This is a genomic window from Exiguobacterium sp. s50 (assembly GCF_018618175.1).
GTDB lineage: Bacteria > Bacillota > Bacilli > Exiguobacteriales > Exiguobacteriaceae > Exiguobacterium > Exiguobacterium chiriqhucha.
Genome location: NZ_JACSLP010000001.1, coordinates 110,181 through 125,868 on the forward strand (window position 1 = coordinate 110,181; position 15,688 = coordinate 125,868).

16 protein-coding genes are annotated in these 15,688 nt (G+C 54.1%); all 16 read right to left on the reverse strand.

All coding sequences use genetic code 11. The features are described 5' to 3' along the window. Positions 1 to 31: 31 nt before the first annotated feature. The 16 genes from KNP68_RS00585 to KNP68_RS00660 all read right to left on the reverse strand — a co-directional run bounded on the left by KNP68_RS00585 (position 32) and on the right by KNP68_RS00660 (position 15,656). Complete coding sequence (locus tag KNP68_RS00585) at positions 32 to 1,258, reverse strand: competence/damage-inducible protein A (protein WP_021067613.1); 1,227 nt, start codon at positions 1,256 to 1,258, stop codon at positions 32 to 34. Positions 1,259 to 1,326: 68 nt separating this feature from the next. Next, the gene (pgsA, locus tag KNP68_RS00590; RefSeq protein WP_021067614.1) at positions 1,327 to 1,905 is read right to left on the reverse strand and encodes a CDP-diacylglycerol--glycerol-3-phosphate 3-phosphatidyltransferase; all 579 of its coding nucleotides are present in this window, start codon (positions 1,903 to 1,905) and stop codon (positions 1,327 to 1,329) included. A gap of 31 nt (positions 1,906 to 1,936) precedes the next feature. Continuing rightward, positions 1,937 to 2,788, reverse strand: coding sequence for a helix-turn-helix domain-containing protein (locus KNP68_RS00595; protein ID WP_241764584.1), 852 nt, complete (start codon positions 2,786 to 2,788; stop codon positions 1,937 to 1,939). A gap of 48 nt (positions 2,789 to 2,836) precedes the next feature. After that, positions 2,837 to 3,613 (reverse strand): YmfK family protein, encoded by a 777-nt coding sequence (locus KNP68_RS00600; RefSeq protein ID WP_021067616.1) that lies wholly within the window; start codon positions 3,611 to 3,613, stop codon positions 2,837 to 2,839. 97 nt (positions 3,614 to 3,710) lie between these two features. Then, positions 3,711 to 4,406, reverse strand: coding sequence for an elongation factor P 5-aminopentanone reductase (ymfI, locus tag KNP68_RS00605; RefSeq protein WP_214798393.1), 696 nt, complete (start codon positions 4,404 to 4,406; stop codon positions 3,711 to 3,713). Then, positions 4,403 to 5,662: an EF-P 5-aminopentanol modification-associated protein YfmH gene (gene yfmH / locus KNP68_RS00610; protein ID WP_214798396.1), complete on the reverse strand. Its 1,260-nt coding sequence runs from the start codon at positions 5,660 to 5,662 to the stop codon at positions 4,403 to 4,405. Before yfmH ends, ymfI begins: the two co-directional genes overlap by 4 nt. Next, positions 5,659 to 6,897 carry an EF-P 5-aminopentanol modification-associated protein YfmF gene (yfmF, locus tag KNP68_RS00615; protein WP_214798399.1) on the reverse strand — a complete coding sequence of 413 codons (1,239 nt, stop codon included), beginning with the start codon at positions 6,895 to 6,897 and terminating at the stop codon, positions 5,659 to 5,661. The genes yfmH and yfmF overlap by 4 nt, the downstream gene beginning before the upstream one ends. Positions 6,898 to 6,905: 8 nt before the next feature. Next, a complete protein-coding gene (locus KNP68_RS00620) occupies positions 6,906 to 7,457 on the reverse strand; it encodes a cob(I)yrinic acid a,c-diamide adenosyltransferase (protein ID WP_021067620.1) in 552 nt (183 codons plus the stop codon). Between the two features lie 53 nt (positions 7,458 to 7,510). Further along, the gene (locus KNP68_RS00625; protein WP_058763840.1) at positions 7,511 to 9,214 is read right to left on the reverse strand and encodes a sensor histidine kinase; all 1,704 of its coding nucleotides are present in this window, start codon (positions 9,212 to 9,214) and stop codon (positions 7,511 to 7,513) included. Further along, a complete protein-coding gene (locus KNP68_RS00630) occupies positions 9,214 to 9,930 on the reverse strand; it encodes a response regulator transcription factor (protein WP_021067622.1) in 717 nt (238 codons plus the stop codon). The genes KNP68_RS00625 and KNP68_RS00630 overlap by 1 nt, the downstream gene beginning before the upstream one ends. 159 nt (positions 9,931 to 10,089) lie before the next feature. Beyond that, positions 10,090 to 11,274 (reverse strand): c-type cytochrome biogenesis protein CcsB, encoded by a 1,185-nt coding sequence (gene ccsB / locus KNP68_RS00635; protein ID WP_214798402.1) that lies wholly within the window; start codon positions 11,272 to 11,274, stop codon positions 10,090 to 10,092. Beyond that, complete coding sequence (gene resB / locus KNP68_RS00640) at positions 11,274 to 12,821, reverse strand: cytochrome c biogenesis protein ResB (RefSeq protein ID WP_251128652.1); 1,548 nt, start codon at positions 12,819 to 12,821, stop codon at positions 11,274 to 11,276. Before resB ends, ccsB begins: the two co-directional genes overlap by 1 nt. A gap of 19 nt (positions 12,822 to 12,840) precedes the next feature. Then, the gene (locus tag KNP68_RS00645; RefSeq protein WP_214798406.1) at positions 12,841 to 13,422 is read right to left on the reverse strand and encodes a redoxin domain-containing protein; all 582 of its coding nucleotides are present in this window, start codon (positions 13,420 to 13,422) and stop codon (positions 12,841 to 12,843) included. 136 nt (positions 13,423 to 13,558) lie between these two features. Then, complete coding sequence (locus tag KNP68_RS00650) at positions 13,559 to 14,317, reverse strand: pseudouridine synthase (protein WP_021067626.1); 759 nt, start codon at positions 14,315 to 14,317, stop codon at positions 13,559 to 13,561. Next, the gene (gene scpB, locus KNP68_RS00655) at positions 14,318 to 14,911 is read right to left on the reverse strand and encodes an SMC-Scp complex subunit ScpB (protein ID WP_021067627.1); all 594 of its coding nucleotides are present in this window, start codon (positions 14,909 to 14,911) and stop codon (positions 14,318 to 14,320) included. It abuts the gene before it with no gap. Continuing rightward, a complete protein-coding gene (locus KNP68_RS00660; RefSeq protein ID WP_058763846.1) occupies positions 14,889 to 15,656 on the reverse strand; it encodes a segregation and condensation protein A in 768 nt (255 codons plus the stop codon). The genes scpB and KNP68_RS00660 overlap by 23 nt, the downstream gene beginning before the upstream one ends. Between the last annotated feature and the right edge of the window lie 32 nt (positions 15,657 to 15,688).

Here is a 15,688-nt window from a genome sequence, read left to right on the forward strand (position 1 = left end):
CGAAGACGATACACAAGTTTTTTGCGAACGTTTATTCGCCTTTTTTCATTTGTTGCAGGAGCGCCCACATTCCGTCTTTCGTAGCCCGGGCTTGAATGACATGCCGCTCTTGATGCGGGTAATCACGTTCAATCACGTCAATCCCGTCCGGTGACCGGATGCCGATGAACACTTTTCCGACCGGCTGACCCGAATTTGACGTCGGACCGGCCTCGCCGGTGAACGCCAGCCCATAATCCGTTCCGGTCTGACGCGTCAGACCGAGGATCATTTCAAAGGCGACTTCTTTTGAGACGACCGAGTGTGAATCAATTGTATCAAGGGACACCCCTAAAAACCTATTTTTTAGCTCGTCGGAGTACGTGACGACCCCGCCCTTGAACACCGAGGATGCTCCTGGAACGGCCGTGAGCATCGCTTGGGCTTGACCGCCCGTGAGCGACTCGGCAATCGACAGCGTCGCCTTGCGCGCTTGTAACTCGTGAATCAGCCGTGCGGCGAGCGTATCCTCGTCTGAACCGAAGTAATAGTGACCGACCCGCGCCAAAATATCCTGTTTGACCCGTTCAATCATCTCCCGCGCCACGGTCTCAGTATCGGCGCGGGCGCTGATGCGCAGTCGTGCCTCGCCCGACTCGGCGTATGGGGCGACCGTCGGGTTCGACCCGGTCATCAAATCGACGACGGCCGCGTCGAGCGCCGACTCACCGATTTCATAAAAGCGCAACGATTCAGAGACGATGGTCATCCCGCCGAATTTTTCTGGGAACGTGGCGTCGACGATCGCTTTCATCTCCCACGGGACACCCGGTAACAACAGCCATGTCGGTTCGTCCTCGATCCACATCCCGGGCGCGAGACCGACCGGGTTGGTGAGCACTTCGGCCCCGGTTAAGACGTCTGCTTGCCGCGCGTCCCCTTCGTTCGGCTCGCGTCCGCGCGAGGCGACGAAACGATGGATCGTCTCGAGCGATGCCTCGTCACGGATGAGTGGACGACCGAGCACCTCGGCGAGTGTCGTCTTCGTGATATCATCCGCCGTCGGCCCAAGGCCGCCAGTGACGATGACGAATTCACTTCGTGATCGCGCTTGTTCGAATGTCGCTCGCAAACGTTCCTGATTATCTCCGACGACTACATGATACAGCACGGACAACCCATATTTCGACAGCTGTTCTGATAAGTAACGGGCGTTCGTGTTCGTGATTTCCCCTAAGAGCAGTTCAGAGCCTACCGCAATGATTTCGGTGCGTTTCATCCAAATTCCTCCTCCCAATAAAAAAACGAGCTGTTCGGCCAAGCTGAACAACTCGTCTATGCCGATGGTTACATCGACTTTACAATGATCTTATAGTTTTGTGCGAAATATTCGGCCCCTGAGTAAATCGTCAAGACGAGCGCGAGCCACATGGCCCATTCGCCGAACGGGATGCCGACATAGCTGAAAATCGGGTTGCCGAACAGCAGGAAGATGATGGCAAAGAGTTGGACCCATGTCTTCGCTTTGCCCGACTTCCCGGCCGCGACGACGATTCCTTCATCGGCCGCCACGAGACGAAGTCCCGTCACCGCGAACTCACGCGAGAGAATGACGACGACGACCCATGCCGCGACGAGATCCATCTCGACGAGCAGGACAAGTGCCGCCGTGACGAGTAGTTTGTCAGCGAGCGGATCCATGAATTTCCCAAAGTTGGTGACCAAGTTGTGCTTCCGGGCGAGATGCCCGTCAAGCCAGTCAGTGATAGCGGCAATCGTAAAGATGACCGCGGCGATGAATTGATGGAGCGGTACGTCCGCCCCGAGGAAAGCGATGTCTCCCCAATCAAAATCTACGGCGAGTAAGACGACGAACACGGGGATGAGCAACACCCGTAACATCGTCAAACGGTTAGGTAGGTTCATCGAGAACTCCTCCTCTAGAAGGAGAGTCAACTTATTCTGCGTCGACTCTCTTTACAAATATATTTTGTGTGACCGGCGAGTCGGCTAATTCAAGCTCCCGGCCATTGACAACAATTTTCTCGACCCCACCGATCAAGCCGATTCGGATGCGAAGCGTATCCGTCTCCGCGTCCTCGATGACAATCGGGTTTTGTTTCGATTGGTTCGGATATTCCGGAGCGAGGAACGCTCCCTCGAGTGAGGTGTCCCGAACACCGACATATGTCGCCGGCGACTCTTTCACATGAATCTCCGTCGTCAGTTTATCGGCCGTCGCGATCTCATATGTGAGGTCTGCCCCGTTCGTCGACGCGACCGCAATCGGTCCCGTCTCTTCTGCCGGTTCTTCTTCGACCGGTTCTTCAGCCGGTGGTTCTTCTTCGACCGGCTCTTCTTCCGGCACGTCCTTGTTTTGATCAATGGTTACACCCGAGTTCGTCTGTTCAGTCGGTGACGCGTTTTGGTCGCCGAAATCAAGGTTTCGGACGACGTAATAGACGGCCGTCATCAACAGGAACGCGACGAGCACGAGCATGACTTTCGGTACCCAACGCGAGACACGGCTCGACGTCTCGGACGCTTTCGAATAGGTTTGCTTTCGCGATAATTGAACGGTCGGTTGCGGCTCGATTTTCGGCAAGTCTTTCGCATACGTCTCGTACAGTTCATCGACATCAAGTCCTAACGATTCCGCATACGTTTTAATGAACGCCCGTGCATAGAACGAGCCAGGGAGATTTTTGTAATCACCTTCCTCGATCGCGATGATATAGCGTTTTTGAATCTTCGTCGTCTGCTGGATTTGGTCGAGCGTCAAACCGCTCGCCTCACGCCTTTGTTTCAAAAAAGTCCCTAGTTCTGTCACAGGGGTCCACACCTTCCATTCAAGTAGTTATTCAAACCATTCTGCCTCACGATGTGTCTCTTGAGGAATGATAATCTCCTCATCTTGTGAGTTCCTCAGTTCGATGATGTAATCAAAGTCTTCGAACACGCAATCGGTGTTGCGCACGTATAGGTCCGGATGCTCGATGACTTTCACGGACGGCAACCGCATGACTTCTCGAATCAATTGACGATGGCGTTCATCCATCGTCCGCGTCGAGACGGCACCGTCGATGATATAGACGTGGTCCCCTTCGCGTTCTTCTTCGAACAGCGAGGTCCGTACCGTTTGCTTCATGAGCGTCGATGACAGGAACAGCCAGCGCTTGTTCGCACAGACGCTCGCCGCAACAATCGACTCGGTCTTCCCGACACGCGGATTGCCGCGCACCCCGATCAACAAGTGCCGTTCTTCTTTCATCAGTTCGGCGACGAAGTCGACGAGGACACCTAAGTCCTCGCGGACGAATTTGAACGTCTTCTTGTCGTCATTGTCGTGCTCGATGTAGCGCCCATGTCGAATCGCGATTCGGTCGCGAAGCTTCGGTCGCCGGAGCTTGATGACGACGATGGCTTCCATCTTGCGCAAAATATGTTCCAGACGATGGACGTGATCCGCGGCCGGGGCCTTTAACAGCATGCCGCGGCGCTGGAGATCGACGCCGTTAATCGTCACGATTGAGATTTGAAGCATCCCCATCAGGGAAGCGATATCCCCCAGGATACCGGGCCGATTTTGGCAAAGTTCATATTCGAGATACCATTCTTCGAACTTATGATCCATCACGTCCACCCTTTCCGATGTGTGCTCGCTACCTTGTTCATTCTAAATTATTTTAGAAGAATTGAAAAGAACTCGTTTCAGTCGTGACGACAAAGTTTCACACCCAACCGCCATCGATACGGAGCACGGCACCGGTCATATAGGCTGCAGCCGGGGAGCAAAGGAAACGAATCGTCTCCGCCACTTCCTCAGGTCCGCCTAACCGGCCGAGCGGAATCTCCTCACGGGCCGTTTGTTTCGTCTCTTCTACCGTATCATTCATCGGAGTGTCAATCCACCCCGGTGTGACCGCGTTGATACGGACATGAAACGGTCCCGCCTCACGCGCGAACGCTTTGACGAAGCCGAGTTGGGCGGCCTTGACCGTCGAATAGAGGACTTCCCCGGCCGCACCGACCTCACCCCAGACGCTCGAGACGACGACGATATCTAGGGGGCGGTCGTACGCTTTTTGCCCGACGACGTGCTGCACGAGCCGGACCATCGAGCGGACATGAATCCGGTACAGCCGATCGAGTTCGAGGAGCGACTGGTCGACGAGCAACCCGTAGGCATGATTGCCGGCGACGTGGATGATGCGGTCGACCGGTCCGAGTGTGTCGAGCCAAGCCTCGAGCCCGGTCTCATCATCGAGGTCACACGTGACGACGTCAGCCGTCAGTCCTTCGCTCGCGACGAATGCACGGAGCGATTCCGCCTGCGTATGCGCCTGCAAGATGAGGTCATCGTCCCGGAACGACAGGGCGACGGCACGACCGATTGCCCCGCTCGCTCCCGTGATGAGCGTCGTCACGGCTTCTTGACGATGCAGACGGTCCGTTGATCGGCTTGGAATAGACGGTCATACGCGGCGTACAGATCGTCGAGTGAAATCGCATCGAGCAGATCAGGGATGTCGAACATATTACCGCCACTGAGCGCATAGCGTGAGAACTGGTTAGCGATGAACTCAGGTGAGTTGAGCGCCTTCAAAAACTGCCCTTTCATCATGCGCTTCTTGCGATCGAGTGTCTCGACGCCGAGTTCGAGCGGACGCTCGAGGGCGGACGTAATCCGATCGACGAACGTCTCGACGTGTGGCGTCTCCATCGACAGGACGGCGAAGGCGAACGTCTCTTCTGACGTATAGTCGAACGAGAACGCGTCATCAATCAATCCTTCGGCATACAGTTCCGCATAGAGCGGTGCCGTCGTGTCGAACAAGGCATGCATGAGGAGCTCGACGATGAGCTCTTGCTTCATGCCATCCTTGCCGGCAAGCGGCGTATCCTTATACCCGATCATCACTTTCGGGACGGAGACATCCATCTCGATGATGCGTTCGGCCAGATGCACCGTCTCCGGCTCCACGATTTCTTCGCGCGCTGTCAACAGCGGCTGCGGGAACGTCTTCGCCGCCTGGTTGGCGGTGATTTCAGCGAGTATCGCGTCCGGGTCGATATTCCCGACGACGAACAGCACCATGTTGCTCGGATGATAAAACGCTTGGTGGCAACGATACAAATCGTCCGCCGTGATGGCACTGATCGAGTCGATCGTCCCGGCGATATCGATTTTGACCGGGTGTTCGGCGTACATCGCCTCAATCAAACCGAAGTAGAGCCTCCAACCTGGATTGTCTTGATACATCTGAATCTCTTGACCGATGATGCCTTTCTCTTTTTCGACCGATGCTTCTGTAAAGTACGGCGCTTGGACGAAGTCGATTAACGTCTTCAAGTTCTCACTGACGTTCGACGTCGCACCGAACAAATATGCCGTCCGGGTGAACGACGTGAACGCGTTCGCCGACGCACCGAGGCGTCCGAATTGTTGGAACACGTCGCCGTCCTCTTTCTCGAACATCTTATGCTCGAGGAAATGGGCGATCCCGTCCGGTACGTCGACCCAGTCCTCTAGCTTGAACCGACGATCAATCGACCCGTATTTGGTCGTGAACGTGGCGTACGTTTTCTCATAGCCGGTCTTTTTCAATAAGTAAACCGTCAATCCGTTCTCGAGGACGGTATGATGAAGCGTCTCTCCGACGTTTGGAAAATCGAGTTTCATGCGGTTCCCCCCTTTAAACAATAGACGGCCTGTAGCGTCAATCGGTTCGCGAGCGCGGCCACGTCTTGACGCGACGTCCGTTCGATAATCGCCATCTCTTCGTCGAGCGAGAACGGACGGATGTCCGAACCGCTCATCCAAGCGATCAGTTGGCGCGGATTGTCGCCGAGTTGGCGACGCTGATGGAATAACATTGCTTTCGTCTGTTCGAGCGTCTCATCCTCGAACGTGCCGGCTTGAAGGTCGGCTAGCTGGTCGGCGATAATCGCCTCGGTCTTGGCCTGGTTCGAGGCATCGATTCCGGAGTAGACGAACAACATCCGGCTGAGCGAGCTATACTGCGAGGCCGCGTAATAGGCCAAGCTCTCTTTTTCGCGGACGTTCATGAACAGTTTCGAGTGCGGGAAGCCGCCGAATAAGCCGTTGACGACTTGCATCCGGACGGCGTCCTCACTTCTCGGGTCGATGTCGACTTGATAGGCAAGGTGCAACTTGCTCTGATTGATGGCTTGATGTTCCTCGAGCCGTTGAAACTCACGGTCGACCGGCTGGGGATACTCCCGAACGAGACGTTCTCCGAGCCCTTCGAGCGGGGCGAACGCGTCCGTCACTTGTTCACGACTGACGTCCCCGACGACATAGACGTCGACGCGGTCGTGACGGATCATCGCTTCATACGCCTCGAACAACGTCCGAGGTGTCACGTGCTCCAACTGGTCAAGTGTCCCAAGCGATGGGATGGCGAGTTCTTCGCCGAGCAGCTCTTGTAGACGTTGTTGGGCAAAGCGCATCTTGTCATCGTATACCGATTCGATCCGTTGACGCTGTAGACGAGCCTCTTGCTCGACGATGAGCGGTTGGAACGCCCCGTCATAGGCGTTCGGACGAAGTAGCACTTCCTCGAGCAGTTTGATGGCTTGAGCGAGCACCGGTTCGCCGACGAGTTCATCGTTCACGACTTCAAGCTGGAACTGGATGATATGCTCTTTGCCGACTTTTGAGGCCCCGGCGTACAGGCTTGCGTCATACAGTTGTTCGAGCGGCGTGTGGAACAGTTCGATCGACGGATAGGCTTCCGTCGCCTTCTCCATCACATACGGCAACAAGGCGCGGGCTGCAATCGTCTCAGGCGACAATGGCGCCGCGAACGAGACGAGACATGTCGTCGTCTTGAATTTTTGGGTCGGGTAGACCGAATAGTGCAATCGCTGTTGAAATTGTTCGATTCCTTTCATAACTGGATCTACTCCTTCTTCTTTTTCGTTTTAAAGACATCGGCACCGCGGGCGTACTCTTGATCAGGCACACCGGCCACGACGTTGGCGTAACGGGCCGCAGTAAATAAGTAATCACTCAATCGATTGTAGTACGGGAGTTGACGGACGGCTGCATCGACATTGACAAGTTCTCGTTCGACACGGCGACAGACGGTGCGCGCCACATGCAGGCTTGCCGCTCCGACACTGCCTCCCGGCAAAATGAACCGGACGAGCTCAGGACATTTGGCCTCAAGCTCGTCAATCCACGTCTCAAGCTCGGTGACGATCACTAAATCGACTTGTTGCGGCGGGTCTTGTTTATACATCAGCTCCGAGCCGAGATCGAACAAGTCGTGCTGGATTCGTGTCAATTGGGTCCGGAGCGTCTCGTCCGTCTGATGGGCGAGCGCGAGACCGATCTGACTGTTCAACTCATCTAACAGTCCCATCGCCTGGATGTGGGGATGGACTTTCAAGACGCGTCCACCGATGAGCGACGTCTCGCCCTTGTCCCCGCCTCGTGTGTACAGTTTCATGTCATTTCCTCCTTTATGCCACAAATGGTGACCCATAGGAGTCACCATTGTCGTTATGCCTGCGGTTGCGTGTACGGGAGACGGATTGTGAACGTCGTCCCTTCGTCGAGCGCGCTTGAGACGTCGACCGTGCCGTGATGGGCATCGATGACGTTCTTGACGATGGCGAGACCGATTCCGGTACCTGCCTTGCCGCCGCTCGTCCGTGCTTTATCCGCTTTGTAAAACCGTTCGAACACGAACGGTAAATCTTCTTTCGGGATGCCGCTGCCCGTGTCGGACAGACGGATCATGAAGCCGGTCTCTTCTGCGCTCGCTTCGAGTCGAATCGAACCGGACTCGGTATGTGCGATGGCATTGCCGATTAAATTCGTGAACACTTGTTCCAATCGGTCCCCGTCCGCCTCAATCGTGTGACGCGGAGCCTCAGTCGAGAGGGTGATCCCTTTCTCGTTCGCCATCTGGTTGAACTTGCGCATGACGCGCGGTAAAAACTCACCGAGGTCGAACGTTGCGAATTGCATCGTCTCTTTGCCTGATTCAATTCGTGCCAAGTCGAGTAAATCGTTGACGAGACGGGCGAGCCGGAGTGACTCATCATAGATGATGGAAGCGAATTCTTTCGTCGCATCATCACTCTCGGTCATGCCGTCGATAATCGCCTCGGAATACCCTTGGAGCGTCACGAGCGGGGTCCGGAGTTCATGGCTGACGTTGGCGACGAAATCGGTCCGCATCTTGTCGAGGCGATGGCTCTCTGTCGTGTCACGGATGACGACGACGGCCCCTTCGAAATCGTCCTCGCCAAGAAGCGGTGTCACGGTCAACGTGTAATAATGGTCGTGCTGTTTCACTTCAATCGTCTTCTCCGGAGCCCCGGCGACGACGTCCTCATAGAGCGACAACACGACTTCGTGCGGTTGCTCGTCAATGAGGAGCGGTTGGGCTTGAGGATTCGTCACGATGACGTTCGCATGGCGGTCGAGGGTGATGACCCCATCGGCCATCGACCGTAAAATCGAGGCCAATTGTAGCCGTTCCCGATCGAGCGCGTTCACATACGTCGACAGCTGGCTGCTCATCGCGTTGAACGAGCCGGCCAGTTCGCCGATCTCATCGTTCGACTTTTGAACGAGGCGCAGGTCGAACTGCCCTTCCCCTGTCTTGTTGACGGCGTCGCGCATCTCCCGGAGCGGTGCCGTGATGCGCGTCGATAAGAAGAACGCGAACACGGTCGTGACGATGATGGCCGAGGCGACCGTCCAAAAGATGATCGTCCGGGCCCCTTCGTTCGCACTCGAGATCGCATCAAGCGGTTCAATCAAATAAAGCGTATACTCGCCCGTCTCGAGTGAGAACGTCGTCCGGTATGCGAGCGCGGCCTGGTCGTCAAACGACGAGAAGTTCCCGATCGACGTCTCTCCGACGGCTTGATACGCTTCCCAGTCTTGACGTCCGAGTTCGGTCATGAGCCCATCGACTTCGGTCCCGAAATTCGAGCGGACCGTCCCGTTCTCCAATATATAGTTGGCGCCGTACACTTCGATGATTTGATCAACCGTCCGCGATGCGTCCCCTTCTTGGAGCAGTACGGATTGAACTTGTCCCCCGAGTTTGGCCAAATGGCCTCGTTCCTGATCAATATGAAACGAGTTGAAAAACTCGAGCATCAGAACGGAGACGATGAACAAGATAAGACTGACCAACACGAGAATCGTCAACCACAGCTTTGTGACGATGCTATTGCGGCGAATCATCACTCACTGACGACTTCGAACTTGTAACCGACACCCCATACCGTCGTAATCATGTGCGCGGCTTCTGGAGAGACCCGGTTCAACTTTTCCCGGAGTCGCTTCACGTGTGTGTCGACCGTTCGAAGGTCTCCAAAGAATTCATAGTTCCATACTTCTTTTAACAACTGTTCCCGTGAGAACACTTTGTCAACTTGCTTGGCCAAGAAGAACAACAATTCATACTCTTTCGGCGTGAGCGCAATCTCTTCCCCGTCGACCGTGACACGGTGCGCGTCGTTGTCGATCGTCAAATGCGGGAAGACGATTAAGTCTTTTGATTTTTCAGCCGTACGTAAATATTTGGTCGATCCTGAACGGCGGAGGAGCGCCTTGACGCGTAGGACGACCTCACGCGGGCTGAACGGTTTGACGATATAATCGTCGGCCCCGACCTCGAACCCTTGGACACGGTCGACTTCTTCCCCTTTCGCCGTCAACATGATGACCGGCGTCGCTTTCGATTTGCGAAGTTCGGTACACACCTCGACACCGTCCATTTTCGGCATCATCAAATCAAGCAGGATGACATCGAAATTATGCTCGAGGGCGAGCTGTAACGCCTCTTCCCCGTTCGTCGCTTCGACAATCACGTACTGTTCCCGTTCCAAATACATTTTTAATAGGCGGCGAATTCTTTCCTCGTCGTCGACCACTAAAATTTTTGTTTTATTAGCCATCCATTAAACCTCCTAATCGAACCATTACAAGATGTAGCGATTGTTGCACAATTGTGAACATTTCGCTCTCTTTCATAACTATACCACTCTATTATTTGGCTTCACAACGGTCAGTTGATAGCGCCATGAAAAAAGAAGCCACCGGAGTGACTTCTTTGTTTACGCATATGAATGCAAACCGGCGATGACAAGGTTGACGAAGACGAGGTTGAACATGATGACGGCGAATCCACCGACACAGAGCCAAGCCGCTTTCGTTCCCGTCCAGCCTCGCTGGATCCGCATATGCAAGTAATAGATATAGATGAGCATCGTGATGAGCGCCCACACTTCTTTCGGGTCCCAGCCCCAGAAACGGTTCCAGGCGATTTGGGCCCAAATCATGGCGAAGATGAGGCCCCCGAGAATGAACACCGGCAAGCCGATGGCGATCGAACGGTAACTGATCTCGTCAGCGAGGTCGAGGTCGACCTTTTTCGCGAGCGGCTGTAACGCCTCGGCGACGCGCTTGCGTAAGATGACGAAACGGAGCAACACATAAATCACGACGCCGGCGATGACCGACCAGATGAGTGTGTTCAATTTCAACGTGTTGATGAACGTCGGCAACTCGAGTGACAAGCCGCTGGCACCAGAGACAAGTTGCGCCCCTTCCGGTACGAACAGCATCGGCATGAAGTACTCATACGACTCTTGCGTTCCGCGATCGTTCGTGAACTCAACGACGCCACCGGCGCCAATCGCCTTGAAGAGCATCGAGACGAGAATGAAGCCGAGCGTACATATGAGTACGAACATCGTGACTTCAAGCCACGTCCGAGACTTCGACTGCTCGCGCATCGATGTCTCGTTTAGCAAGAAGATGAGGCCTGATGCAAAGCTGATGGCCAGAATCCCTTGTCCGAGCGCTGCGGTCGTGACGTGAATCTTCAACCAGACACTGTTCAAGGCTGGGATGAGCGGTGCCACTTCGCTCGAGAACATCGAGGCGAACGCGATGACGAGCAACGCCACCGGCATAGCGAACAACCCGAGCACATCATTCTTATAAATGCCATACACGACGAGGAAGCCAAGCACCATCATCATTCCGAAGAACGTCGTGTATTCGTATAGGTTCGATACCGGCGCATAGCCGACCCCGACCCACCGTAAAATAAAATATCCCATTTGGGCGATAAAGCCGATGACCGCCAGAATGAACGCATACTTTCCATAGGCGATACGGTTGACGTTGCGGTCCTTGCGCATCCCGCTGACCGCGATCGTGAACAACACGGTCGCGACGGCGTACAGGATGAACGCGATGAAGAGCAAACGACTGCTCCACTGAATCCACTCCATTATGATTCCCCTCTTTCATTGGTTGAGTTGTCGTCTGTCTTTTTTTCAAACCGTGCCTGATCTTCCCAGATCGGCAGGCCATGTTTCTCTAGGAGCGGTGTGATTTCGCGGTTAAGTGAAGATGGGTTCTTGTTCGTGAAACCGGCGACAAGCACGTCCGTCTCGCCGTGACGGCGAATCCAGATGCGACGGTGCGGCCAATACATACCCATCACGATCCCGACCATGAAGATGATTCCCCCGACGATTAACACTGGATACGTCGAGTCACTCTTGACGCGCAGACCGCTCGTGCTCGCCATCTCCGTCCCGGCGAATTGGACCGCATAGCGGTTCTCCTCGTCGGCGACGTTCAAGCGAATCCCGATCAAGTTCGATTCGGTCGTGCCGTCCGGCGTGTCAATCGCCATGAAGAAGGCCGGATTGAGCGCCCGTGGCGATTTCGTGTTCGGCTGGCCGTCCTTGACCTCAAAGTCCGGATACAAGTCGTTCAGTTTGACCGTGACGTCACCGAGGTCGTATGTCGTCTCCGGGTTTGTCAAATCGACCGTGAACGGTCCATACACGTCGCCTGTCTCTTTATCAGCGACATTGAATGACATCGACAAGAACTCTGGCCGACTCGAATACTGTTCTTGATACACTTCATATTTTTCAAACTTGAACGGATGGTTCACTTTCGTCGAACCGGTATCGACTTCCTCGAGTTGCGGCGATCCGTCCTCGTTCGTTCCGGTCTTCTTGAACAGCGTCAATTCCGTCTCATAGTTTTTTGGGACTGCACCCGCTTTTTCGATTGCCTCGGCAAACTTCGCATCTTCGGCGTTGTTTTCCGGATCATACATCTCTAAAATGAATTGATCGTTGCGGAGATAATATTCATCATCCGTCGCCTCGAGCGGAACCGTATCGCCTTCGCGCACCCATTCGAGCGTGTCCGTATGGAATGCCGGGAAGACGCGTAGCATCGCCCCGATGAAGAAGATGACGAGCCCGATGTGGTTGACGTATGGGCCCCAACGGCCAAAACGGTATTTTTCGGCGAGTAAGGCGTCGCCGTCACGCTTCACTTGATAGCGCTTCGCTTTTAAGGCGTCGCCGAACGCATCGATTTGTTCGTCCGAGCCTTTGCCTTCCCCAATCAGACGTTGTCCGCGCATGAAGCGATCGGTACGTCGGACCGGCTGGTTTTTCAACGCTTTATATAGCGGGAAAAATCGGTCGATTGACACGACGATGAGCGATAACGTCAGCATGACGATCAACGTGATGTACCACCACGATGTATAAAGGTTATGGAATCCTAACGTGTAATAAATCGTTCCCGGTGTCCCGTACTCGTCCGTATAATACTGGCTCGCCGGCAACTGTTGCGGAATATACATCTCTTGCGGAAAAATCGTTCCGACCGCCGATCCGACGATGATGAGCCCGATAAGCCATAGTCCGACCTTGACCGATGCAAAAAAGCTCCACACCCGATCAATCCATGACCGTGGACGACGCTTCGATCGTAAATCGGCGCCGTCGTATTTCATATCTAGCATATGTGCGCCCCCCGTTCGCTTACAATGACTTCTCGGCCAACTCCATCAGTTTCTCTTTCGTGAGTTCACCTTCGTACTTTTCAATCACTTTGCCATCGGCATCGATGACGAACGTGACCGGCAAGTTATAAATCCCGTACGCCTTCTCGACTTCGCTGCGCGTGTCCATCAAAATCGGATAGTCGAGCTTGACGCCGAGGTCGTTCACAAAGTTATCGACCCGGAGCGGTGTCTCACCGACATTGACCGCCCAAAAATCGACGCCCATGTCTTGAAGGGCCGCATAGTTTTCCTGGACGACCGGCATCTCTTTCTCACACGGTTCACAGAACGTGCCCCAGAAGTTCACGAGCAGCCCTTTGCCGTCGTATGTTTCACGCTCGACCATCGTCGTCCCGTCTAAACTGACGAGCTTGAAGTTCGGCGCATCGTCACCGGCCTCGACCCGTCCGTCGTTACCGGCTTGTTCAATCAATTGCATGATGACGACCGCTCCTGCGAACAGGACCATCGTCATGATCATGAGCCGCCAAAATGACCGTTTTTTCTTATGGGCCATCGCCTGATTCATGCGATCACCCGACTTTGTTTCTTTCGTCATGAGTTCACACCATCCTTCAGTTGTTATTGTACTGAAAAAACACCAAAAACGCACATTAACAGACTTTTTTCATCTTTTTGTCACACAATCTCCACAAACTAAAAAATCATCCTATCTCAGGACGATTTTTTAGTTGTTATTTTTTCTTTTTCTTGCCTCGTTGTACAGGGGGTACGGTCGGGTTGGCAAGTTCACGCAACTTGGATACTTCTTTACGTGACAGTTCACGCCATTCGCCCGTCGTGAGACCGTCGAGCGTCAAGAAACCGAACTGTTCGCGCTTCAATTTGATGACTTCCGAACCGACTGCTTCGAGCATGCGGCGGATTTGACGGTTATGGCCTTCCGAGATGACGATTTCTAGAATGGCCGAGTTTTTCTTATGGTCGACCGTCTTCATCTTCACTTGGGCACTGCCCGTCTTATATCCGTCATCGAGCTCGACGCCCGACTCGAGTTGTTTCATCGCGATATACGAAGGAATGTTCTTCACTTTCGCCACATAGCGTTTCGGGATTTTGAACTTCGGATGGGTCATCATGTTCGAGAACTCTCCATCGTTCGTCAAGATGATGAGTCCCGTCGTGTTATAGTCGAGACGTCCGACCGGGAAGACACGTGATCCGGGTGGGACGAGGTCGGTGATGACTTTACGACCTTTATCGTCTTCGACCGTCGAGACGTAACCGCTCGGCTTGTAGAGGACATAGTAGACATGCTCTTCTTGTTCGATTTTCACACCGTCGACTTCGACTTCAGACTTCGGTCCGACTTTCGTCCCGAGTTCGCGCACGACTTTCCCGTTGACGCGGACCCGTCCATCTAAAATCATTTCTTCGGCTTTGCGCCGTGAGGCGACACCTGCTTGGGCAATCACTTTTTGTAAACGTTCCATTTATTCATTCTCCAATCTATCTTGCATAATCGCAGACGGCTGGCCGAAGAACAAATCGCCTTCGTCCGAGAGCTCGTCTTCAAACGTTAATGGGGGCAATTCATCAAGTGAATTAAACCCGAAATGGTCCAGGAAATGCTCGGTCGTGCGGTACAACTTGGCCCGTCCAATCGTCTTGGCCCGGCCCGCCGACTCAATCAACCCTTTTGATAACAGCGTATGGATGACGCGTTCGACTTTGACGCCCCGAACTTCTTCGATATCGGCCCGGGTGACCGGTTGCTTGTACGCGATGATGACGAGCGTCTCCATCGCGGCCCGAGACAACGCTTGTTCGGCCATCGTGCCAACGTAACGCTGAATATACTCGGATACCTCGGGGACCGTCACGAGCTTGTACACGCCCGCCGATTCAATCAATTGGAACGGGCGACCGGAGTCTTTAAACGATACTTCTAGCTTACTCAACTGTTCGCGGGCGGCGGCTTCCGAAATGTCGAGCGTATCCGCGAGGGCACGCACTTCCATCCCTTCTTCACCGACGACGAACAGTAGACTCTCAATAATCGTTTCATAAGACAGCAACGGCTTCATTCCTTTCCTTTGATGATTCGACGAACGAGATTTGAATGTCCCGTTCTTCTTGTTTGGTCGTGACGACACGCAACTTGATTAGCTCAAGCAACGCCATGAACGTGACGACGAGGTCGGAGACATCGGGCCGCTCTTCAAAAAACGAAAAGAACGAGGTCGTCCCTGCTGCCGAGACATGCTCGTGCAACCGCGTCATCTGCTCCTCCAGCGTCCGTTCTTCGCGTTTGATCGTCTTCTTGCGGCGTTCTTTCCACCGCTTGCGCTCGACCATCTTCGAATAGGCGTGCAACAAGTCCGAGAAGTTGAGCGGTCCGTCGTACGGTTGGACGAGGTCGGACATATAGCGCGTCAAATCTTCGCCCGGACGGCTGTACAGTTCGAGCCGAGACTCTTCCTGCTCGCGCATGAACACGACCGCTTCTTTATAGGCCTTATATTCAATCAACTGTCGAATCAACCCTTCGCGGGTCGGTTCTTCGCCGAAGTCAGGAATGTCATCCTCTTCGACCGGTACCGGTGGCAACAGCTGCTTGCTCTTCAATTGGAGCAACGTCGCCGCCATGACCAAATACTCACTGGCCACATCGAGCTCAAATTTTTGCATCGTCCGGATAAAGGCGACATACTGGTCCGTGACCTCGGAGACAGAGATGTCCGCGATGTCGAGCTCCATCTTGCCGATCAAGTGGAGCAACAAGTCGAGCGGACCTTCGAACGTATCGATTTTGACGTTGTACGCTTCCATAGAGACACCTGCCATTTACATTTTTGCGCTTT

What these genes read in the sequence shown, in the direction of transcription:
- KNP68_RS00585 (WP_021067613.1), bottom strand. Translation starts at nt 1,258, where the DNA reads ATGAAACGCACCGAAATCATTGCGGTAGGCTCTGAACTGCTCTTAGGG.
- pgsA (WP_021067614.1), bottom strand. Translation starts at nt 1,905, where the DNA reads ATGAACCTACCTAACCGTTTGACGATGTTACGGGTGTTGCTCATCCCC.
- KNP68_RS00600 (WP_021067616.1), bottom strand. Translation starts at nt 3,613, where the DNA reads ATGGATCATAAGTTCGAAGAATGGTATCTCGAATATGAACTTTGCCAA.
- yfmH (WP_214798396.1), bottom strand. Translation starts at nt 5,662, where the DNA reads ATGAAACTCGATTTTCCAAACGTCGGAGAGACGCTTCATCATACCGTC.
- yfmF (WP_214798399.1), bottom strand. Translation starts at nt 6,897, where the DNA reads ATGAAAGGAATCGAACAATTTCAACAGCGATTGCACTATTCGGTCTAC.
- KNP68_RS00620 (WP_021067620.1), bottom strand. Translation starts at nt 7,457, where the DNA reads ATGAAACTGTACACACGAGGCGGGGACAAGGGCGAGACGTCGCTCATC.
- KNP68_RS00625 (WP_058763840.1), bottom strand. Translation starts at nt 9,214, where the DNA reads ATGATTCGCCGCAATAGCATCGTCACAAAGCTGTGGTTGACGATTCTC.
- KNP68_RS00630 (WP_021067622.1), bottom strand. Translation starts at nt 9,930, where the DNA reads ATGGCTAATAAAACAAAAATTTTAGTGGTCGACGACGAGGAAAGAATT.
- ccsB (WP_214798402.1), bottom strand. Translation starts at nt 11,274, where the DNA reads ATGGAGTGGATTCAGTGGAGCAGTCGTTTGCTCTTCATCGCGTTCATC.
- resB (WP_251128652.1), bottom strand. Translation starts at nt 12,821, where the DNA reads ATGCTAGATATGAAATACGACGGCGCCGATTTACGATCGAAGCGTCGT.
- KNP68_RS00645 (WP_214798406.1), bottom strand. Translation starts at nt 13,422, where the DNA reads ATGACGAAAGAAACAAAGTCGGGTGATCGCATGAATCAGGCGATGGCC.
- KNP68_RS00650 (WP_021067626.1), bottom strand. Translation starts at nt 14,317, where the DNA reads ATGGAACGTTTACAAAAAGTGATTGCCCAAGCAGGTGTCGCCTCACGG.
- scpB (WP_021067627.1), bottom strand. Translation starts at nt 14,911, where the DNA reads ATGAAGCCGTTGCTGTCTTATGAAACGATTATTGAGAGTCTACTGTTC.
- KNP68_RS00660 (WP_058763846.1), bottom strand. Translation starts at nt 15,656, where the DNA reads ATGGAAGCGTACAACGTCAAAATCGATACGTTCGAAGGTCCGCTCGAC.